The organism is Pyxidicoccus sp. MSG2, assembly GCF_026626705.1.
Lineage (GTDB): Bacteria > Myxococcota > Myxococcia > Myxococcales > Myxococcaceae > Myxococcus.
Genome location: NZ_JAPNKC010000001.1, coordinates 713,313 through 732,415, shown reverse-complemented (window position 1 = coordinate 732,415; position 19,103 = coordinate 713,313). Strand labels below are relative to the sequence as shown.

General features: G+C 70.1%; 19 protein-coding genes and 4 tRNA genes. 16 read left to right on the top strand and 7 right to left on the bottom strand.

Features of this window, described 5'->3' with window-relative positions; translation table 11 throughout:
* Positions 1-132 precede the first annotated feature (132 nt).
* The 4 genes from OV427_RS03120 to fdxA all read left to right on the top strand — a co-directional run bounded on the left by OV427_RS03120 (position 133) and on the right by fdxA (position 3,384).
* Positions 133-1,284 (top strand): acyl-CoA dehydrogenase family protein, encoded by a 1,152-nt coding sequence (locus OV427_RS03120; protein ID WP_267854622.1) that lies wholly within the window; start codon positions 133-135, stop codon positions 1,282-1,284.
* 138 nt (positions 1,285-1,422) lie between these two features.
* Positions 1,423-1,776, top strand: coding sequence for a rhodanese-like domain-containing protein (locus OV427_RS03115; RefSeq protein ID WP_267854621.1), 354 nt, complete (start codon positions 1,423-1,425; stop codon positions 1,774-1,776).
* A gap of 75 nt (positions 1,777-1,851) precedes the next feature.
* Complete coding sequence (gene asd, locus OV427_RS03110) at positions 1,852-2,940, top strand: aspartate-semialdehyde dehydrogenase (RefSeq protein ID WP_267854620.1); 1,089 nt, start codon at positions 1,852-1,854, stop codon at positions 2,938-2,940.
* A 108-nt stretch (positions 2,941-3,048) separates the two neighbouring features.
* Positions 3,049-3,384 carry a ferredoxin FdxA gene (fdxA, locus tag OV427_RS03105; protein WP_267854619.1) on the top strand — a complete coding sequence of 112 codons (336 nt, stop codon included), beginning with the start codon at positions 3,049-3,051 and terminating at the stop codon, positions 3,382-3,384.
* A gap of 74 nt (positions 3,385-3,458) precedes the next feature.
* Here fdxA and OV427_RS03100 read toward each other — a convergent pair whose 3' ends face one another.
* The 3 genes from OV427_RS03100 to OV427_RS03090 form a co-directional block, all read right to left on the bottom strand.
* Entirely contained in the window at positions 3,459-4,301 is an 843-nt protein-coding gene (locus tag OV427_RS03100) for a hypothetical protein (protein ID WP_267854618.1), read from the bottom strand.
* 120 nt (positions 4,302-4,421) lie between these two features.
* Positions 4,422-5,471 (bottom strand): hypothetical protein, encoded by a 1,050-nt coding sequence (locus OV427_RS03095; RefSeq protein WP_267854617.1) that lies wholly within the window; start codon positions 5,469-5,471, stop codon positions 4,422-4,424.
* Positions 5,472-5,487: 16 nt separating this feature from the next.
* Positions 5,488-6,663: an MFS transporter gene (locus OV427_RS03090; RefSeq protein ID WP_267854616.1), complete on the bottom strand. Its 1,176-nt coding sequence runs from the start codon at positions 6,661-6,663 to the stop codon at positions 5,488-5,490.
* Positions 6,664-6,740: 77 nt separating this feature from the next.
* Here OV427_RS03090 and OV427_RS03085 point away from each other — a divergent pair, with 77 nt between their 5' ends.
* Positions 6,741-7,217 (top strand): GNAT family N-acetyltransferase, encoded by a 477-nt coding sequence (locus OV427_RS03085; RefSeq protein WP_267854615.1) that lies wholly within the window; start codon positions 6,741-6,743, stop codon positions 7,215-7,217.
* A gap of 6 nt (positions 7,218-7,223) precedes the next feature.
* Here OV427_RS03085 and hrpB read toward each other — a convergent pair whose 3' ends face one another.
* The 4 genes from hrpB to OV427_RS03065 are packed head-to-tail and all read right to left on the bottom strand — an operon-like array spanning position 7,224 to position 12,577.
* Positions 7,224-9,788 (bottom strand): ATP-dependent helicase HrpB, encoded by a 2,565-nt coding sequence (hrpB, locus tag OV427_RS03080; RefSeq protein WP_267854614.1) that lies wholly within the window; start codon positions 9,786-9,788, stop codon positions 7,224-7,226.
* 43 nt (positions 9,789-9,831) lie between these two features.
* On the bottom strand, positions 9,832-11,130 hold the full coding sequence (locus tag OV427_RS03075) for a hypothetical protein (protein WP_267854613.1): 1,299 nt from the start codon (positions 11,128-11,130) through the stop codon (positions 9,832-9,834).
* A 41-nt stretch (positions 11,131-11,171) separates the two neighbouring features.
* Positions 11,172-11,876, bottom strand: a complete 705-nt coding sequence (locus tag OV427_RS03070; RefSeq protein WP_267854612.1) for an HAD family hydrolase — start codon at positions 11,874-11,876, stop codon at positions 11,172-11,174.
* A gap of 53 nt (positions 11,877-11,929) precedes the next feature.
* Complete coding sequence (locus OV427_RS03065) at positions 11,930-12,577, bottom strand: HEAT repeat domain-containing protein (protein WP_267854611.1); 648 nt, start codon at positions 12,575-12,577, stop codon at positions 11,930-11,932.
* A gap of 82 nt (positions 12,578-12,659) precedes the next feature.
* On the opposite strand from OV427_RS03065, the gene OV427_RS03060 reads away from it, so the two are divergent.
* From OV427_RS03060 to rpmG, 11 genes are all read left to right on the top strand, one after another.
* A complete protein-coding gene (locus OV427_RS03060; RefSeq protein ID WP_267854610.1) occupies positions 12,660-13,052 on the top strand; it encodes a DsrE family protein in 393 nt (130 codons plus the stop codon).
* A 249-nt stretch (positions 13,053-13,301) separates the two neighbouring features.
* Entirely contained in the window at positions 13,302-14,573 is a 1,272-nt protein-coding gene (gene cglB / locus OV427_RS03055; RefSeq protein ID WP_267854609.1) for an adventurous gliding motility lipoprotein CglB, read from the top strand.
* 78 nt (positions 14,574-14,651) lie between these two features.
* Positions 14,652-15,641: an ATP-grasp domain-containing protein gene (locus tag OV427_RS03050; RefSeq protein WP_267854608.1), complete on the top strand. Its 990-nt coding sequence runs from the start codon at positions 14,652-14,654 to the stop codon at positions 15,639-15,641.
* Positions 15,642-15,706: 65 nt separating this feature from the next.
* Complete coding sequence (locus tag OV427_RS03045) at positions 15,707-16,156, top strand: hypothetical protein (protein ID WP_267854607.1); 450 nt, start codon at positions 15,707-15,709, stop codon at positions 16,154-16,156.
* Positions 16,157-17,053 (top strand): 23S rRNA (guanosine(2251)-2'-O)-methyltransferase RlmB, encoded by an 897-nt coding sequence (rlmB, locus tag OV427_RS03040; protein ID WP_267854606.1) that lies wholly within the window; start codon positions 16,157-16,159, stop codon positions 17,051-17,053.
* Between the two features lie 133 nt (positions 17,054-17,186).
* A tRNA-Thr gene (locus OV427_RS03035) sits at positions 17,187-17,259 on the top strand.
* A gap of 82 nt (positions 17,260-17,341) precedes the next feature.
* A tRNA-Tyr gene (locus OV427_RS03030) sits at positions 17,342-17,424 on the top strand.
* Positions 17,425-17,433: 9 nt separating this feature from the next.
* Positions 17,434-17,509, top strand: a tRNA-Gly gene (locus OV427_RS03025).
* A 26-nt stretch (positions 17,510-17,535) separates the two neighbouring features.
* Positions 17,536-17,611, top strand: a tRNA-Thr gene (locus OV427_RS03020).
* Between the two features lie 17 nt (positions 17,612-17,628).
* On the top strand, positions 17,629-18,819 hold the full coding sequence (gene tuf / locus OV427_RS03015) for an elongation factor Tu (RefSeq protein WP_267854207.1): 1,191 nt from the start codon (positions 17,629-17,631) through the stop codon (positions 18,817-18,819).
* Positions 18,820-18,921: 102 nt separating this feature from the next.
* On the top strand, positions 18,922-19,086 hold the full coding sequence (rpmG, locus tag OV427_RS03010) for a 50S ribosomal protein L33 (RefSeq protein WP_011553120.1): 165 nt from the start codon (positions 18,922-18,924) through the stop codon (positions 19,084-19,086).
* Positions 19,087-19,103: the final 17 nt, after the last annotated feature.

Genomic DNA, 19,103 nt, shown 5'->3' with positions numbered 1-19,103 from the left:
TACGCAGCGGGCCACCGCCCGGTCAAGGATCCAACAGCAGCGTGGATGCAACGCGTCCCGCTACGATGACGCGCGCAATCAAGAAGGTTCCACCCCGGGTGCGCACAGGCCCCGGCAGTGAGGTGTTCCGAGATGCTGCATGGCCACGGGCTGTACCTGGAAGAGCATGACGCGTTCCGCCGCACGGTGCGGGCCGTGGTGGACAAGGAAATCCTCCCGTTCGTCGCCGAGTGGGAGGAGCGGGAGGAGTTCCCCCGAGCGCTCTTCACGCGCTTCGGCGAGCTGGGGTTCCTCGGGCTGAAGTACCCGGTGGAGTACGGGGGCTCGGCGGCTGGAGAGCTCTACGAGGCGGTGCTCCTGGAGGAGCTGGGCCGCTGCGGCTCCGGGGGGGTGTCCGCCGGGCTCGGGGCGCAGTTCACCATCTCCACCGGCCCCATCCACCTCTTCGGCACGGACGCGCAGAAGCGCCGCTGGCTCACCCCCGCCATCCGAGGAGAGAAGATTGGCGCGCTGGGCATCACCGAGCCCGACGCCGGCTCGGACGTGGCGGGCCTGCGCACCACCGCGCGGCGCGACGGTGACTCCTACGTCCTCAACGGCTCCAAGACGTACATCACCAACGGGGTGCGCGCGGACTTCGTGGTGCTGGCCGTGAAGACGGACCCGGCCGCGGGCCACAAGGGCCTGTCCATATTCGTGGTGGAGAAGGGCACGCCGGGCTTCAGCGTGGGCCGCAAGCTGAAGAAGGTGGGCTGGCGCGCCTCGGACACCGCGGAGCTGTTCTTCGAGGACTGCCGCGTGCCCGCGGAGAACCTGCTGGGCGTGGAGGGGCAGGGCTTCTCGCAGATCATGGGCAACTTCCAGTGGGAGCGCCTGTCGCTGGCCCTGGGGGCGGTGGGCGCCATGGACGACATGCTGGAGAAGGTGCTCGAGCACGTGAAGTCGCGCCGCGCCTTCGGCCAGTCGCTCAACCAGTTCCAGGTGGTGCGCCACAAGCTGGCGGACCTGTTCACCGCCCGCGAGTGCGCGCGCCAGCTCACGTACCACGCGCTGCGCCTGCACGTGGCCGGCGAGTGGGCCGTCGCCCAGACGTCCATGGCGAAGAAGGTCGCCACCGAGACGGCCTGCCGCGTGGCGGACGAGTGCCTCCAGCTCCACGGCGGCGCGGGCTACATGATGGAGTACGACATCCAGCGCCACTGGCGCGACGCGCGCCTGGGCCCCATCGGCGGCGGCACCAGCGAGGTGATGAACGAAATCATCGCCAAGCAGCTCGGGCTCTGACTGTAGGAATATTGCGCTCACGGTGGGCGGCGCGGTGCGGCATGCCCGCGCCGCCAGTGCGGCGGGGCAGGCGGGCGAGCGGGACGGAAGAGGCCCCCGGGGCTCCGGGTTCCCGGAGAAGACCCCGCGGAGGTCCCCGTGGAGCCCACCATCGTCTGTGCCGAGCTGTACATGCGTCTGGGTGACGACGAAGTGCTCGTCCTCGACTGTCGTGATCCGTCGGATTGGGAACGCTATGCGCTGCACATCCCGGGCGCGTTGAGGATGACGCCCACGGAAATCTCCCGCGACCTCCACATGCTCCCGGACGATGAGCTCATCGTCCTGTGTGGCTGCGCCCCGGACGGACGGGACACGCGCCGCATCTGCCGCCTGCTGCGCATGCGCGGGCGCGAGGCCGTGTGCCTCGAAGGGGGGCTCGGCGCCTGGGTGACGGGGGGCTACCCCACCGAGCGCCATGCCTCCGCACCCCAGGTCGCCCTGCATCACTGAAGCAGGGTGGATGCAGCGCGTCGTCAAAGGGTGTATGGAGCGGCCGACTTCACCCTCCACTGGAGACATGCCCCCATGGCCAGGCTTCGCGCGGCGCTCATCGGCGCCACTGGGCTCGCCGGACAGCAGTTCATCGCGGCCCTGAAGGACCACCCGTTCATCGAGCTGACCGGCCTCGCCGCGTCGCCTCGCTCGGCGGGCAAAGCCTACGGGGAGGCCCTGAAGACGGCCAACGGCATGACGGCCTGGTTCGTCCCCGAGCCGCTGTCGCCCGACGTGGCCCGCATGCCCGTGGTGAGCGGTGACTCGCTCCAGGCGAAGGACTACGACCTGGTCTTCTCCGCCGTGGAGGCGGACGTCGCGCGCGAGCTGGAGCCCCGGCTGGCGAAGGACATCCCCGTCTTCTCCGCCGCCAGCGCCTTCCGCTACGAGGACGACGTCCCGCTCCTCATTCCCCCCGTCAACGCCGCGCATGCCCCGCTCGTTCGGGAGCAGCAGAAGCGGCGCGGCTGGAAGGGCTACATCGTTCCGATTCCCAACTGCACCACCACCGGCCTCGCCGTGACGCTGGCTCCGCTGGCCGAGCGCTTCGGCGTGAAGGCCGTGCTGATGACCAGCCTGCAGGCCATGTCCGGCGCCGGCCGCTCGCCGGGCGTCATCGGCCTGGACATCCTCGACAACGTCATCCCCTACATCCCCAAGGAGGAGCACAAGGTGGAGGTGGAGACGAAGAAGATCCTCGGTGCCCTGAAGGCCGACGGCGCGGCGCTCACGCCGCATGACGTCCGGGTGTCCTGCACGTGCACCCGCGTGGCCGTCATGGAGGGGCACACGGAGTCCGTCTTCGTGTCGCTGGGAGCGAAGGCCACCGTCGCCGAGGTGGTGCAGGCGATGCGCGAGTGGAAGGGCGCCGAGGTGGCTCGCGGCCTGCCGTCCGCCCCCCCGCGGTGGATTGAGGTGCTGGATGATCCCTTCCGCCCGCAGCCCCGGTTGGATCGCGACACCCACGGCGGCATGGCCACCACGGTGGGCCGCGTGCGCGAGGACGGCGTGCTGGAGAACGGCTTCAAGTACGTGCTCGTCTCCCACAACACCAAGATGGGGGCCGCGCGCGGGGCCATCCTCGTGGCCGAGCAGCTGCGGGCCCAGGGACTGCTGGGCTGACCCCGAATTCCGGCGCATCCGCGCCACAGATTCAGGGTGCCATCGCAACCTTGAACCACTACTGTGCGCGCCCACGGACGCGCTAGATTCTTCTAGAGGAGATCTCTCATGGCCTATGTCGTCGCCGAGCCTTGCATCAAGTGCAAGTACACCGACTGTGTCGAGGTGTGCCCGGTCAACTGTTTCTACGAAGGTGCCAACTTCCTGGTCATCCACCCGGACGAGTGCATCGACTGCGGCGCTTGCGAGCCCGTGTGCCCCACCAAGGCCATCTTCCCGGAGACGGAGCTGCCCGCGAAGTGGCAGGAGTACAAGCCGCTGAACGCTGACTTCTCCGCGAAGTGGCCGAACATCGCCGAGAAGAAGGAGCCGCTGCCCGAGGCAGAGGACTTCAAGGACAAGCAGGACAAGCGCGGCTTGCTCGAGGCGAAGCCCGGCAAGTAGGTCACCCACCCCGGCGTGTCCCTGGAAGGCCCTCCCGCCCCCTGGCGAGAGGGCCTTCGTCGTTGCGGGCCCCGTCATTCCGCGCGCAGCGAGCGCAGCCGGAGCCCGCGCGCCTCGAGCGCGTCCCGCAAGCGCGCCAGGTCCTCGGTGGGAAGTGGCCCCCGCCGGCCCTGGATGCGCAGCGCCACCTCTCGCGGGCCCGTGCGCTCCACCTCCACCGTGGCGTCCAGCGCACCGCGCAGGCTCAGGCTCAGCGCCGGCCGCTGGGACTTCACGAAGACCTCGATGCGCTCGATGAGCTCCAGGGCCGCCTCCGCGCGCGTGGCCGGGCTCACCGTCTCGGCGCTGGAGGCCCCGCCGCTCCCCGTCGCTCCGGCGCCGGTGACTCGGGACTCGGGCGGGGGCGCATCCGCCGCGCCACGGCCCGGGTCGGTGGCGGGGGAGCTGGAGGCCGGCCGCGCTTCGGGGACAGATGCCGCGGCCGGCCGTGAGTCCCGTGACAGCTCGCGCGCGATGAGGTCGGTGAGACGGTGCTCGGTGCGCTCCTGGACCTGGGTGTTGGCCTCGCCTCGTACCGTGCCCAGCCGCCAGGCCTCGGAGTGCATCGCCTGTCGCGTCCGTCCGAGGCTCTCCGCGCTGGCGAGCGCCCCGCGCGAGGTGGCGAGGACGGGCCCCGATGCTCGCGCCTGCACGGGCGCGGGAGCGCGCCCTCCAGGCAGGCCGGGGCTTCTGGCGGAGGCAACGCCGGGCCGGGGTGACGGAGCGGGTTCGCTCGCGGGCGCCCGGGCGGTCCTGGGCGGTGGACGGGCGTCCGTGCCCCGGCGCGCGTCTTCCTCCTGCAGTGCCTTCTTGAACCGTTCACCGTCCGGCGACTGCTTCGCGGCGTCGGATGGGGACTCTGGAGCGTCGACCTTCATGGCATCCCTCGCGTGGGTGGCGCGAGGGAGAGAGCAGGGGACGTGCCAGGAACCACGCCCCGGGAGGCCCCCCGGGAGCGTGCGATGCGGCGGACGGGCGTCCGGGAGGGGGACGGCCGTCTAGCGGCGCGTGCCGAAGGCGCCGGGCTGTAGTGGCGCGAGGCCCGTCAGGTCATTGATGGCGAGGGGACAGGCTTCCAGCGCCATCGGGTCCACCAGCCCGCTCACCTTCGTCCAGTCGCGCTCCGGGAACACGAGCGCATCGCGCATCTCGACGGAGGTGATGCCCTTCTTGTACTCCCAGAAGCGGCCGCGCAGGAGGACCTTCGTCCCGCGCAGGAGCTTGTTGAGGTCCACGTACTGCGACTCGGCGAGCTTCGCGGTGATGTCCACCTTCGCGCGCTTGCGCGGCTTGCCGAACTGGAACTCGTACTGCGCCTCGGAGGGAGTCTCCGGCTCCACCCAGACGAGGCGGGCCACCATGTAGGGCTTCTCCGGCTCCTCGCCCTTCTTGAGGCGCTTCTTCTTGGGCTTCTCCAGCCTCACGTCGACGACTTCCAGCCCGGCGAAGGCCAGCTCGTGGTCCAGGTAGTTGTCGCGGAAGAGCGCCTCGGCGGTGGAGGCGGCCACGGAGGTGGCGCGCACCACGTCCTCGTTGTAGCGCTCGCGCAGCACGGGCAGGGTGAGCAGGAAGCTGTCCAGCGGCTTCACGCCGTCTGACAGGAAGCGCAGCTTGGCCAGGTCGATGGCGGGGTAGTACGGCGCCAGCGCCTGTGCGGTGACGAGCCACTCAGGGGGCAGCTTCTTGTCGATGAGCACCCGCCGCACCATGGCGACGAAGAAGGCGTTGCCGGGGAAGCGCTGGCTGACGAGCTGGGTGCTCAGCGCCTGCACCAGCACCGGCTCCAGCATGAAGTTCTCGTCGCGCTTGTGGAACAGCGCCCCCGTCTCACCGAGCAGCGTGAACATCGCGCCCACCACCTGCGCGCAGTTGGCGTCCTGGGTGCCCTCGCGCAGCGCCCTGTTCAGGCGTGTCTTCGCGAAGCGCTTGTCCATGTCCTCCTCGCGGAAGACGGGGTCCTGGCCGTTGCCGAAGAAGAACTCCGGCTGGGCGACGGAGGGCGTGGCCAGCAGGCCCAGGGCGAGTGCGAGCAGTGGGGCGTAACGCATGACGCCCGGAAGCCTATCACGAGGCCTTCTCCAGAAGGGCCTCCGGCTCGGGGGGCGGCGACGCCTGGAGCACCAGGACGGCCGCGACCAGCTCCAGCACGCCCGCCACGGCGAAGAGCCGGTGTCCGCCCAGCCAGTCATAGGCCGCCCCGGAGGAGGCATAGCCCACCAGCCCGCCCACGCCGAAGGTGACGGCGGCGAAGAGGGCCTGCCCGGACGCGCGCAATTCCGGCGGCACGCGCCGTGCGAGGAAGGCGACGCAGGCCACGTAGAATGCACCGAAGGTGAGTCCGTGCAGCGGCGCGAGCGCCACCAGCACGCCCGCCGAGGATGTCAGCGCCATGCCGGCCCAGCGCAGTGCGCTCATGGCGAAGGCGAAGCCCAGCACGTGGCGCGGTGCGAGGCCTCCGGCGAGGCGCGGATACAGCGCCATCACCACGACTTCCGCCAGCACGCCCGCGCCCGCCGTCAGGCCCACCACGGCGGGGGACAGTCCCAGCGCCATGACGTGGATGGAGAGTGAGCCGTGGTAGGGCGCGCATGCCAGCCAGTGCAGGGACGTGGCCGCCAGCAACCAGCGGATATCGGGGTGGCGCAGCAGGCGCAGCCCGGCCAGCGGGTGTGGACGGGGACCGGGCGCGGCGCTGTCGCGCAGCGTGAGGGTCCACGGAATGAGCAGGGCGAGCAGCACGAGCGGCGTCACCACCAGCGTACGGTCCACCCGCGTCACCCACAGGCCGAACACCACGCTGGAGGCGATGAAGCCCAGCGAGCCGAACATCCGCAGGTGGGCGTAGCTGCCGCCCGCGCGCGCCACGTGGTGCATCGCCAGGCTGTCGATGAGCGGCGTGAAGGAGGACGCGAAGACGCCGTATGTCACCAGCGTGGCTACCAATTGCGGAAAGGTGCGCGCCACCAGCAGGAGGGAGAAGGCGAGCGCCGCGCCGCAGGCCAGCCCGGTGAGCACGCGAGTAGCACGGCCCGTGCGGTCGGCCAGGTGTCCCCACATCGGCGGCGCGAGCAGCGACACCAGGGGACCGATGGACAGGAGCAGCCCCACCTGCGTCGCCGAGAGCGACAGCGACTTGAGGTACGCGGGCATGAAGGGCAGGACGATCCCTACCGTTGCGTAATAGAGGAAATAGAAGCCGGCCAGGGATACTCGGGCGGCTGCCGGATGCTGGCCTGGCATGGGGACCGCACCTTGGCATGCCGGGCGGCTTTTTCCGCCTGTTGGCGTCGCGGGCTTTTGTGTACCTTGCCCCCGACATGGCCACTCCCACGGATACCACCGCGCCCGTTATCATCACCCAGATTCAGGGTGAGGCGGAGCTCATGCAGGCGCTCGCCATCCGCGAAGTGGTGTTCATCGAGGAGCAGCACGTCCCCGAGGGCATCGAGCGCGACGCGGAGGACGCCAACGCCTACCACGTCATCGCCAACCAGGGCGGCCATGCCATCGGCACGGGGCGCCTGGTGATGCTGCCGCAGGCTCCCGCCAACCAGCCCGGCAGGTGGGGGCAGATTGGCCGCATGGCGGTGCTCCAGTCGCACCGCAAGGCGCGCGTGGGCTCGCTGCTGCTGACCACGCTGGAGGACGAAGCGCGCCGGCGTGGCGTCACGGGCATCATGCTGCACGCGCAGTTGTACGCGCTCGAGTTCTACAAGAAGCACGGCTACGAGCCGGTGGGCGCCGTCTTCCAGGAAGCCGGCATCGACCACCTGGAGATGCACAAGCGCCTGTAACCTCTGTCAGCGCCGAGGTGGTTTCGGCGCGGGCGGCTGGGCGTGGCGCGGGTCTTCGGGCCACGAGTGCCGCGGGTACTTGCGGCACAGCTCCTTGCGGATGGCCGGGTAGTGCCGCTCCCAGAAGCCGGCCAGATCCGTCGTCACCTGTACCGCGCGCATGTTGGGCGCCAGCAGGTGCAGCACGAGCGGGACGCGGCCCGCGCAGACGTTGGGTCCCTGGGCCATGCCGAAGAAGTCCTGGAGGCGTGACTCCACCCACGGCGGCTTGCCCGGCTCGTAGTGCACCTTGACGCCGCGTCCGCCCGGCAGCGTCACCCGCTCCGGCGCATGGGTGGCCAACAGCCGCTGCTGCTCGGAGGTGAGCCGAGCGTAGAGCGCGTCGAGGAGTGACACACCCTCCAGGTCCTTGAAGCTGCGCGCGTCGGAGCACAGCGAGGCCAGCGCGTCGCGCAGGAAGGCGTCGTCCACGGCGGGGAACTTCGCCTCGGGGAAGGCCTGCGCCAGCAGGGCCACGCGCGTGCGCCACTGCTCCAGGGCCTCCGGGTCCGCGAACTTCCCCGGTCCGGCGGCGAGCGCGGCCTCGACGAGCACACGGGCGGCTGCTTCGGATGGAGGAGCGGGGGTGCGCGTCTCCTCCAGCACGAGGTTGCCGTAGGACAGGCGGGTGAGGCGCTCGACGCGGCGGGCCTCGGCGTTCCACTGGAGGGTGTCCACCTCCTCCAGTGCATCCGGGTAGAGGTCCAGGAGCCACTCGGGCTCCACGGCGCTGGCGATGCGGACCATGGCGCCACGCCCCGGCCGTTCCTCGGCGTCCACGGCGACCATGAGGTCGGCGTCCTGCACCACGCTCATCTCGGAGAGGGAGACGGTGCCGCCGCCGAACAGGAGCAGCTCGGGCGCGCGGGGACGGCGACGGCGTGCCACACGGTCCGGATAGCCGGCGAGCACGCTGAGCATCAGCGACTGCTCCACGTCCTCGGGGCGGTGGGGGCGCGCACCCTGGCCTCGCACCGCGCGCCGGAGCTGCTTCTGCACACGGTCCACGGACTGCACCGCGCCGGCCTCCAGCGAGAGCGAGTGCAGACGCCCGGAGGCGAAGTTCGCGCGCTCGGCCTCGCGGAAGCGCTCGAGCAGCTCCAGCAGGTCGGACGGGCCGCTGACGACGGCGGAGCCACGGCTGCCACTGCCGAGGTTGGCGCGGGCCTCGCGGCGGATGTCGCGCTCGCCCATGAGGGCCGCGAGCGTGGCGGCTTCGTTGCCCACGCCCCGGCGCTCGCCCTCGACGATGACGCGGGCCTGGCGCGGGTGGACGGGGAAGCGCAGGAGTCGCTGGCCCACGTCCGTGACGAGCCCCTTCGCGTCCACCGCGCCCAGCCTGCGCAGCAGCGTCTCCGCGGCGTCGAGCGAGGCGGGGGGAGGCGACTCGAAGAAGGGGAAGGAGGCCAGGTCCGTCACGCCGGAGGCGCGCAGGGAGAGCACCGTCTCCGCCAGGTCCATGCGGCGGATTTCGGGGGCCTCCTGCTCGGGGCGACCGTCGAAGTCGTGCTGGGTGTAGAGGCGCAGGCACTGGCCGGCGCGCGTACGGCCGGCGCGGCCCGCACGCTGGATGGCGGAGGCGCGGCTGACCTTGGACAGCTTGAGCTGCGGCAGGCCGGACCAGGGCGAGTGACTGGCCACGCGCGCCAGTCCGGTGTCGATGACCACGGCCACGCCGTCGATGGTGACGGAGGTCTCCGCCACGTTGGTGGAGAGGATGATCTTCCTGCGCGGGCTGCGGCGCACGGCGCGGTCCTGCTCGGCGGGGGAGAGGTCTCCGTGGAGCGGAAGCACGTCGGTGCCGTGGCGTTCGGCGAACTCGGCGCAGACGTCGCGCGCGCGGCGGATTTCTCCGGCGCCGGGAAGGAAGACGAGCACGTCGCCGTCGAGGCCGTTGGCGAACACGCGCTTGATGCCGGAGAGCACCTGCTGGTCGAGGTACCGCTCATCGGGTGCGGGGAGGTACTCGACGCTCACGTCGAAGCGGCGGCCCTCGGAGCGCAGGGAGGGACAACCTCCGAGATATGCCCGGATGGGCTCGGCCTCCAGGGTGGCGGACATGACGACGACCTTGAGGTCGGGGCGCGCGGTCTCCTGGAGCCGGCGCAGCAGGGCGAGCGAGATGTCCGCGGACAGGTGCCGCTCGTGGAACTCGTCGAGCACGACGATGCCCACGTCCTTCAGCTTCGGGTCGGACAGCAGGCGGCGGCCGAGCACGCCCTCGGTGACGAAGGACAGGCGCGTCTTCGCGCTGCGCACGTCCTCGAAGCGGACCTGGTAGCCGACGGTGTCTCCGACGCGCTCGCCAATCTCCTCGGAGACGCGCTGGGCGGCGAGCCGGGTGGGGAGGCGGCGCGGCTGGAGGACGACAATCTCCTTGCCCTGTCCGAGCCCCGCCTCCAGCAGCGCCCGGGGGACGCGCGTCGTCTTGCCCGCGCCGGGAGGGGCCTCCAGCACGAGCGAGCGCGAGCCCCGCAGCGTGGAGACGATTTCCGGCAGGAGGGGATCGATGGGAAGGGCGACGTCCGCCATGGCCGGGTTCCTCTAACGGCGCGGTCCGGGGACCGCTCAGAGCTCAGGGTGTATCGGATCCGGAGGTGTCCGGAGTGGGCGCCCCCTTCTTCTTCCGCACGCGAGGCGCCTGGGCCTCCGCGCTCGCCGGGGGCGGCGGTGCTTCTCCCTCGGACGGAGTGGGGGCGGCCTCCGCCTTCTTGCGGCCCTTCCGGGCTCCACGAGGCTCGGCCTGGGGTTCGCTGACGGACTCGGTGGAAGCCTCCGACGACTGAGAGGAATCGCCGCTGTCCTCCGAACCCGGGGCAGGGGATTCACGGGAGGGCGAGGTGTTGGCCCGGGAGCCCGGTACGGAGGCTACTCCCTCGTGCGCTGAGTCCTCCGCTCCGCCAATCACGGGGCTCGGGACCTCCGCATCGTCCGCGCTGCTCTCAGCACTCGCGGCCGGGCTGGCCTGCTCCGCCGCCTCCAGCTCCGCTGCGTTCTCCCGCGCATCCCCGGTCTGCGCGTGCGCCCCCGCAACCGGTGCAGCGGCGCCCACCGCGCCATCATCACCGCCCGCATCCAGCGCGGCGACCTCGGCCAGCTCCGCCTCGGTAGGCTCCATGGAGTCCACGGCCTCGTCGCCGAAGCCGGCCAGGGCCTCGTCGGCCGTCGGTCCCAGCCCGCGTCCGGCGCGGCGCTTGGGCTTGAGGCTCAATCCCGCGGCCTCGTAGACGCTGGGGACGGGCACCATCGCGGCCTCGGAGAGCAGCCGCGCCTGGCGCAGGGCCACGTCGAGCTTGCGGCCCAGGGACACCAGCTCCTCGCGCAGGACGGTCTCCACCTCGGGTGAGAGCGGAGCGGGCTCGTGGCTGGAGCGCCACGCGGCGTGGGCTGCGGCCACCTGCTCCATCACCGGGCGCACGAGGGCGAAGTCGTCGCGGCCGAAGATGCGCGTCACGTACGAGCTCTTGGTGCGGCGCTCGTACGACGTGGCGTACTCCATGACGGCGTCGCGAGGCGCGCGGCGAAGCTGGGGGAACTTCACGTGCGGGAAGAGGGCCTCGATGACGGGCGCGCGGCTGCTCGCGGTGAAGGTGATTCCGGCGTGGAGCTTCTCCAGCGCGTCCACCCACAGGCCCTGCTGGTGGAACGCATATTCCTCGCGCGCCTCCTCCAGCTCCGGCAAATCCTTCACGCGGTCCAGCACGCCCGCGGAGGGCGCGCGCGACGTGCGCACCAGCTCCAGGGCATCGGCCAGCCAGCGCTTCTCGGACTCCAGACCGGGCCTTCCCGCGATCATCTCTCCCGCGGTGGCGAGCCGGGCCTCGAAGGCCTCGGCGAAGCGGATGAGCTCATACGACTCGAGCGTGGACGACATTCAGCGGGCTCCTCGGAAGAGCGGCGGGAGATAGCACGGCTTCAGCGTCCGCCGAGCAGCACCGTCATGGCTTCGCGGTGCGTGAAGTCCGGGTAGGCGACGTTGGCGCCGGCCTTGAGCAGGGCCTCTGCCGTGTAGGTGCCGGTGCCCACGCCAATGCACTCCGCGCCGATGCCCCGGGCCGCGTGCACATCCTTGGGTGTGTCGCCGATGACGACCACGCGGCAGTCGTCCACGGGGGCGCCGAGCAGCGCCGCGCCGGCCTTCGCGCCGCAGCGGATGAGCTCCACGCGGTCCTCGGCGTCGCAGCCGAAGCCGCCGAAGGCGAACTGGTCATAGATGCCCACGCGCTCCAGCTTCACGCGAGCGCCCTCACGCACGTTGCCGGTGCCCAGGCCCACCGCGAAGCCCGTGCGCGAGCGGGCCTCGAGCACGGCCTCCCGCATGCCCGGGAAGACGCGGTAGCGCTGGTCATCCACCCTCCGCACCTCCTCGGTGAGGTGGGCGAGGTAGGCGGCGATGACCGCGTCGATGGCCCCGGTCGAGTCCTCCGCGCCGATGATGTTCAGCGCCTTGCGGACGATGGCCCGGTCCGTCATCCCGGACATGCTGAACGAGTCGCACGCGTCGCGGCGCCCATGGAGCTGCTCGAAGGCGAAGTCCATGGAGCGGCGCCCGGCGCCTCCGGTGGTGACGAGGGTTCCATCGATGTCGAAGAGCAGGACGGTAGGCCGCATGGCCCCCATCTAACGGAAGCTCCGGGCCGACGCGAGCCCCGAGTCGGGCCCCACATGCCCTCTCAAGGCTCGACGAGGGTGAGGCCGCGCTGGAGCGCTTCGCGGACGAGGGGGCGCTCCTCCAGGGGCAGTCGGTCCTCCAGCGCCTGCCGCACCTGCTGCCCGCCCAGGCGTCCGAGCGTCACGGCGACGGCCTCGCGCACGCGGTCCTCGCGGTCCCGCAGTCGGTTGAGGAGGGCGGGAATGGCCTCCAGTCCCAGGCATCGGCCCAGGGCCACCGCCGCGCTGGCGCGCACGTCCGCGGGAGCGCGCGCATCCTCCAGCACCTCGCGGATGGAGCCCGCGCCACCCGCCGGGTCCACCATCGCCAGCGAGGTCAGGGCCAGCGCACGTCGAGCGACGGGCGTCTCGCGGTCCACTGCGAGTGCGGTGAGCACGGGTGCGGCGTCGGGCCCCAGCCGGCGCCAGGCCTCCTCCCGCGCTCCCGCCTGCGAGGCATCCAGCAGCGCGAGCACCCGGGCCCGCAGCTCACTGGAGGGGAGGGCGTCCGTGCCCGGAGCGGAGGGCGGCTCCACGGTGGCGCGCGTGTTCATCCGGGCCATGACGCCGGAGCCGGCGAGCAGCAGCGCCGCACCGAGCACGCCCGGCATCCAGCGTCGACGGAGGCGCGAAGCAACAGCGCCAGAACGAGAGGGCAGGGATGTCGTCATGGGGGCTCCCCGGACAGGGTGACTTCCCGGGTTATATGCCGATTGCCCCGCCGGACTCGAACCGCACTAAGGTCTCACCGTCATGGCCGGACGCGTCTTCTTCTTCCTCCAGCACGCCACGTATGAGCCGGCGTTCCAGGCCGCCTCCATGGGTATCACCGCCGCGGCGATGGGTGACGAGGTGTACGTCGTCTTCGCCTTCGATGCGCTGCGACAGCTCGTCGGTGGGGGCTTCGGGCATCCCCAGGGCGCGCGTGAGCAGGAGGAGTGCGCCCGGGCGGAAGGCCTCGGCGTGCCTCCACCCGCGCGCATGCTGGAGGAGGCGCGGGCCCTGGGCGTGAAGCTCGTTGCCTGCGACACCACGGTGCGCATCTGCGGCTTTGTCCCGGAAGAGCTGGAACGCACGCTGGACGAGGTACTGGGACTGGCCTCGCTCTGGCGGCTCACGCAGGGCGCTCGCACCCTCGCGCTGTAACCGCGGCGCGTGCCCTCCAGGCGGACATGCCTGTCAGCTACGCGGCACGTGTGAGCACCTGCGCCCACCTCGTATCGGCTACCGCTGTAACGTCGCAGTAGCATCCGAACGACCGGGCACCCGTCCGCCGACACTGTAGCGTCCGGCGGGAATGACTTGGTACGCTGCGGTAACGCCGTACCCCCCCTTGAAGCCCCGGCCGCGCGGAAGCTCCGCGATCCCATCAGCATCAGAAGGAACCCATCACCTATGCGCGCCAAGCTGACCCTCCTCAGCGCACTTGCCTTCGGCACCATCACGGGTGCCCTCGCCACGGCCTGTCAGACGTACGACTTCGAGCCGGTGGAGCCGCTCGCCATCGCGCAGACGACGGTCGAGGAGACCATCCAGGCTCGCAGCCGCAAGCCGAACATCATGATGCTGGTGGACATCTCCGGCTCGATGACGGACCCGGTGAACAAGGCGGATCCGGACTGCCAGGTCCCGGTGGATAACCATGTCGAGACGTGCGGTGACTCGTTGCCCTGCAACACGGCCATCTGTCCCACGCGCTGGACGGAGCTGCAGGCCGCGGTGCCGCAGTTCCTCGCCAACTCCGGCCAGTTCGTCCGCTTCGGCCTGACGACCTACCCGGAGACCAACGGCTCCACCTCCAGCAGCGTTTCGTGCACCCCCTCCTCAACGCTGTCCGTGCGAAAGGACCTGCCGGCGGCCGAGGACGATGCGTCCCTGCTGACGCATGCCAACCAGATCAACGACCTCATCCAGGGCATCCCCAACGCGGGGGCGGGCCGGCCCTTCGGCGGCACGCCCACCAGCCTGAGCCTGCGCTTCGTGGGGGGCCTGGAGGGAATGCAGTCCAAGGACCGCACGAACTTCGTCATCCTCCTCACGGACGGCCTGCCCAACTGCAACCCGGACAACGTCAACGATGGCACCAACCCGGCGGCGTGCAAGTGCACCCAGACGGGCGCGTCGGCGTGCTCTGGCACCTTCTCGCGGCGCGGCTGCCTGGACATGGACGCGTCGGTGACGGCGGTGCGGGAGCTGTCCGGCAAGGACATCACCACCATCGTCATCGGCTTCGGCGCGGACACGGCCGAGGGCGACGGCCCCGCGGTGCTGGACGCCATGGCCCGCGCCGGCGGCTTCGCCCGCACCTGCGAGGCAGGGCAGACGTCCTGCGGCCCCAATGATCCGTGTGACCCCGTGACGCGCCTGTGCCAGCGCAGCTTCTACCAGGCGGGCAACCAGACCGAGCTGGCCCAGGCCCTGGAGGCCATCAGCAAGAAGGTCGTCAACCCGGAGCCCTGCCTCATCCCGATGGACCCATCCCAGCTTCCGTCGGACCCGAAGCTCATCGTCGTCTACATCGACAGCGAGCGCACCCTCACGGGTGGCAACACCTGGACGCTGGATGACCGTGGCGTGTTGTTCAACGGCGCGGCCTGCGAGCGCATCAAGGCGTCCAGCCCGGACTCGCCCATCAACATCGAGATCCGGGCAATCCGCCAGCGCTAGACTGGTGGCCTGAGGGGCGGCTTTACCCGGCGCGGGGCGAGGATTATAGGTCCGTCGCTCCCCGGTGGGGCCGCCCCCATGAAAGCCACCCTCCTGTCGCGCTCCGCCTCCATCCCGTCCACCCGGCGCCTCGTCGAGGTGGGCCGCGCGCGGGGGCACCGGATGCGGGTGCTCAACCCGCTCCGCGTGCAGATGCACCTGGATGGGGGCAGCGCCACCCTCTACTACGACCGCAAGAAGCTGGCGCCCACGGACGTCGTCCTCCCCCGCATCGCCCAGTCCATCAGCACGTACGGGCTCGCGGTGGTGAACCAGTTCGGGCTGGCGCGCGTGCCGCTCGTCAACCACGCCCAGGCCATTGCCCAGTCGCGCAACAAGATGCGCTCGCTGCAACTGCTGTCCGCGCACGGCATCGGCATTCCCGCCACGGTGATGGCGCGTGACGCGGCCCACCTCAAGGAGATGGTGGGCCTGGTCGGTGGTGTTCCGGTGCTGGTGAAGCTGCTCCAGGGGCAGGAGAAGCACGGCGTCATGGTGTGCGAAAGCCTCCAGTCGCTGGAGGCCGCGCTCGAGGCGGTGCTGGGCCTGGGGCACAACCTCGTCATGCAGGAGTACGTGAAGAGCTCCGGCCAGGACGTGAGGGTGCTCGTGGTGGGCGGGCAGGCGGTGGCCGCGGTGCGCCGTAAGCCGCGCCCCGGGCGTCTGGCGCACACCCTCAACAAGGGCGCCCGGCTGGAGGTCATTGAACTGTCCCCGAGCCAGCGCGCCACCGCGGAGAAGGCCACCCGCCTGGTGGGGCTGGAGGTGGCGGCGGTGGACATGCTCGACGTGCAGGGGCAGCCCAAGGTCTTCGAGGTGAACAGCTCTCCCGCGCTTCCGGAGATGGAGGCCGCCACCGGCATGGACCTGGCCACCCTCATCATCGAACGTGCCGAAGCGCTGGTGGCCGGCGCGCCCCCCGTGTCCCTGCCGGACCTGTCACCGCCGGCGGTGTTGCCGGTTCCGCCGGCGACCGCGCCGCGGAAGGGGAACGGACGCGCGACGAAGGCGAGCGCGGGGGGCGGTTGAAGAGAAAGGCGGCCCCCGCCGTCGCAGGCCGTGATACGGAACACCCGATTCCAGGAGACGACTTCATGCTGCGCATCCAACGCTTCACTTCCGTGGCCGCCGTGCTCGCGGTGCTGGCCGGCTCGGCCCCGGCGCTCGCCGAGGACGTGGACCCCACCAGCCTCTACGAGGTGACGACCGAGGGCACCTCCACCCAGGTGAAGGCGGGGGAGAAGGGCGTCTTCGTGCTCGCCATCAAGACGAAGTCGGGCGCCCATGTGTCCGAGGAGGCCCCGCTGAAGCTGGAGGTGAAGGGCACCCAGCTCTCTCCAGCGAAGGAGAAGCTGGGCCGCGAGGACTCGGTGGCGAAGAAGGCCGCGGGCCAGGAGTTCGCCGACCCGCGCTTCGAGGTCCCCTTCACCACCACCACCGCCGGCAAGGGCAGCGTGGACGCCAAGCTCCTGTTCTTCATCTGCACCGAGAAGATCTGCGCCCGTCAGCAGAAGACGGTGTCCCTGCCTGTCGAGGTCCTCTAGGTGGCCACACGAGAGCGTCCTCCCCGGGGCCGTGGTGGTGGCGACGCGCGCGGTGGCAGCGAGCGCGGCGGTGGTGAGCGTGGTGGAGGCGAGCGCCGGGAGCGAGGAGGGGAGCGCGAGGACAGGCGTGGCAGCGCCGAGTCGCAGCAGCGTTTCGTCTACGGGGTGAACCCCGTCCTCGAGGCCCTGCGGGCGAAGCCGGAAGAGGTGGAGCGCCTCTACCTGGTGGAGGGGCAGCTCGGCGCCCGCGCGGCGGGAGAGCTGCTCAGCCGGGCGCGCGATGCTGGCGTCCGCGTGGAGAAGGTGACGCGCGAGCGCCTGGGCGCGCTGTCCGAGGGCGGCGTGCACCAGGGCGTGGTGGTGGAGCTTCGCGGCTACACGTACGCGGAGCTGGAGGACGTGCTCGAGGCGGCGAAGGCCACCGGCAAGCCTCCGCTGGTGGTGGTGCTCGACGGCATCCAGGACCCGCACAACCTGGGCGCCATCATCCGCTCGGCGAACGCGCTCGGTGCGCACGGGGTGGTGATTGCCAAGGACCGCGCGGTGCAGGTGACGGGCACCGTGGCCAAGGCGTCGGCGGGGGCGGTGGAGCACACCCTCATCGCCCGCGTGGTGAACGTCTCCCGCGCCCTGGAGGAGTTGAAGGAGGCCGGCCTGTGGGTGGCTGCGGCGGACGTGGAAGCCACCGAACCCATGTGGAGCGCCCGGCTGGACGGCCCCCTGGCCCTGGTGGTGGGGGCCGAGGGGACAGGCGTGCGGGAAGGCGTCCTGAAGCACTGCGACTTCCGCCTCAGGATTCCGATGACCGGTCAGGTCGGTTCACTGAATGCGTCCGTTTCGGCGGGCATTCTGCTATACGAGGTCGCCCGCCAGCGGGGGAGTGCCCCCGTTCGGTAGGCCGCCACCCGGGATCAATGTCCTTGACTTGGGCGGTGGGGACTTTTAAAAGGGCGCCCCTCTCAGGGCGGTGCCGGGTGGTCGACGGTTCCGCTGATGTCGGGTTGGGCGTGGTGGTGGCAGCCGGATGAGTGCCGGTGTAGCTCAGTCGGTAGAGCAACTGATTTGTAATCAGTAGGTCGCGGGTTCAAGTCCCGCCGCCGGCCAAGCAGGACGGGGCCGCGGATGAGGGCCCGGGACGCAGTTGGCAGTCGCGGTACGCTGTAGCAGTAGATGACATGGGAATATGGAGGGATACCCAAGCGGCCAAAGGGAGCAGACTGTAAATCTGCCGGTTCACGCCTTCGGTGGTTCGAATCCACCTCCCTCCACTCGGCAACGCGGGAATAGCTCAGTTGGTAGAGCGTCAGCCTTCCAAGCTGAATGTCGTGGGTTCGAGTCCCATTTCCCGCTCCAACCGTTGTAGTCCACAGCATCGCCAAGCCCTGATAGCTCAGTTGGCAGAGCGCATCCTTGGTAAGGATGAGGTCACCAGTTCAATCCTGGTTCAGGGCTCCATTTTTTAGAGGAGTGTCATGGCCAAGGAGAAGTTCGAGCGTAACAAGCCCCACGTGAACATCGGCACGATCGGACACGTGGACCACGGCAAGACGTCGCTGACGGCCGCCATCACCAAGGTGCTGGCGAAGACGGGCGGCGCCACGTTCATGGCGTACGACCAGATCGACAAGGCGCCGGAGGAGCGTGAGCGCGGTATCACCATCTCCACCGCGCACGTGGAGTACCAGACGAAGAACCGGCACTACGCCCACGTCGACTGTCCGGGCCACGCCGACTACGTCAAGAACATGATTACCGGCGCGGCGCAGATGGACGGCGCCATCCTGGTGGTTTCGGCCGCGGACGGCCCGATGCCCCAGACGCGTGAGCACATCCTCCTGGCCCGCCAGGTCGGCGTGCCCTACATCGTCGTCTTCCTGAACAAGGTGGACATGCTGGACGACCCCGAGCTGCGCGAGCTCGTGGAGATGGAAGTCCGGGACCTGCTCAAGAAGTACGAGTTCCCCGGCGACACCATCCCCATCGTCCCCGGCTCGGCCCTCAAGGCGCTGGAGGGTGACACCAGCGACATCGGCGAGCCTGCCATCCTGAAGCTGATGGAGGCGGTGGACAGCTACATCCCCACTCCGCAGCGCGCCACCGACAAGCCCTTCCTGATGCCGGTGGAAGACGTCTTCTCCATCGCCGGTCGTGGCACGGTGGCCACCGGCCGCGTCGAGCGCGGCAAGGTGAAGGTCGGCGAGGAAGTCGAAGTCGTCGGCCTGCGCCCCACGCAGAAGACGGTGGTGACGGGCGTGGAGATGTTCCGCAAGCTGCTCGACGAGGGCATGGCGGGCGACAACATCGGCGCGCTGGTGCGCGGCCTGAAGCGTGAGGACCTGGAGCGTGGCCAGGTGCTGGCCAAGCCGGGCAGCATCACCCCGCACACCAAGTTCAAGGCGCAGATCTACGTCCTCTCGAAGGAGGAGGGTGGTCGTCACACCCCGTTCTTCAAGGGCTACCGTCCCCAGTTCTACTTCCGCACCACGGACGTGACGGGCACGGTGAAGCTGCCGGACAACGTGGAAATGGTGATGCCGGGCGACAACATTGCTATCGAGGTGGAGCTCATCACCCCGGTGGCCATGGAGAAGGAGCTCCGGTTCGCCGTCCGCGAGGGTGGCCGTACGGTGGGCGCCGGCGTCGTGGCCGAGATCATCGAGTAACTTGCCTGGGCGGCCTTCGGGTTGCCGGGCTCAACATTCCCGATTCCGAGGGGAGGGCTCCTTCGTGGTAGCCTTCCCCTCTCGTATCTGGTGAGGTAGGTCATGCCGAAGGGCAATCGTTCCATCATTTCGCTCGAGTGCACTGTGTGCAAGGAGCGGAACTACACGACCACGAAGAACAAGCGGAAGAGCCAGGACAAGCTCGAGCTGAGCAAGTTCTGCCCTCGTTGCCGCAAGCATCAGGACCATAAGGAAGGTAAGGTCTAGGTCGGTAGTTCCAGGGA

Bases quoted from the DNA above. Each gene is read 5' to 3' on its own strand.
- OV427_RS03070 (WP_267854612.1), bottom strand. From the start codon at position 11,876: ATGGGGGCCATGCGGCCTACCGTCCTGCTCTTCGACATCGATGGAACC.
- cglB (WP_267854609.1), top strand. From the start codon at position 13,302: ATGCGCGCCAAGCTGACCCTCCTCAGCGCACTTGCCTTCGGCACCATC.
- OV427_RS03085 (WP_267854615.1), top strand. From the start codon at position 6,741: ATGGCCACTCCCACGGATACCACCGCGCCCGTTATCATCACCCAGATT.
- OV427_RS03075 (WP_267854613.1), bottom strand. From the start codon at position 11,130: ATGTCGTCCACGCTCGAGTCGTATGAGCTCATCCGCTTCGCCGAGGCC.
- OV427_RS03120 (WP_267854622.1), top strand. From the start codon at position 133: ATGCTGCATGGCCACGGGCTGTACCTGGAAGAGCATGACGCGTTCCGC.
- OV427_RS03095 (WP_267854617.1), bottom strand. From the start codon at position 5,471: ATGCGTTACGCCCCACTGCTCGCACTCGCCCTGGGCCTGCTGGCCACG.
- OV427_RS03065 (WP_267854611.1), bottom strand. From the start codon at position 12,577: ATGACGACATCCCTGCCCTCTCGTTCTGGCGCTGTTGCTTCGCGCCTC.
- OV427_RS03045 (WP_267854607.1), top strand. From the start codon at position 15,707: ATGCTGCGCATCCAACGCTTCACTTCCGTGGCCGCCGTGCTCGCGGTG.
- OV427_RS03090 (WP_267854616.1), bottom strand. From the start codon at position 6,663: ATGCCAGGCCAGCATCCGGCAGCCGCCCGAGTATCCCTGGCCGGCTTC.
- rpmG (WP_011553120.1), top strand. From the start codon at position 18,922: ATGCCGAAGGGCAATCGTTCCATCATTTCGCTCGAGTGCACTGTGTGC.
- fdxA (WP_267854619.1), top strand. From the start codon at position 3,049: ATGGCCTATGTCGTCGCCGAGCCTTGCATCAAGTGCAAGTACACCGAC.
- OV427_RS03050 (WP_267854608.1), top strand. From the start codon at position 14,652: ATGAAAGCCACCCTCCTGTCGCGCTCCGCCTCCATCCCGTCCACCCGG.
- asd (WP_267854620.1), top strand. From the start codon at position 1,852: ATGGCCAGGCTTCGCGCGGCGCTCATCGGCGCCACTGGGCTCGCCGGA.
- OV427_RS03060 (WP_267854610.1), top strand. From the start codon at position 12,660: ATGGCCGGACGCGTCTTCTTCTTCCTCCAGCACGCCACGTATGAGCCG.
- tuf (WP_267854207.1), top strand. From the start codon at position 17,629: ATGGCCAAGGAGAAGTTCGAGCGTAACAAGCCCCACGTGAACATCGGC.
- OV427_RS03100 (WP_267854618.1), bottom strand. From the start codon at position 4,301: ATGAAGGTCGACGCTCCAGAGTCCCCATCCGACGCCGCGAAGCAGTCG.
- hrpB (WP_267854614.1), bottom strand. From the start codon at position 9,788: ATGGCGGACGTCGCCCTTCCCATCGATCCCCTCCTGCCGGAAATCGTC.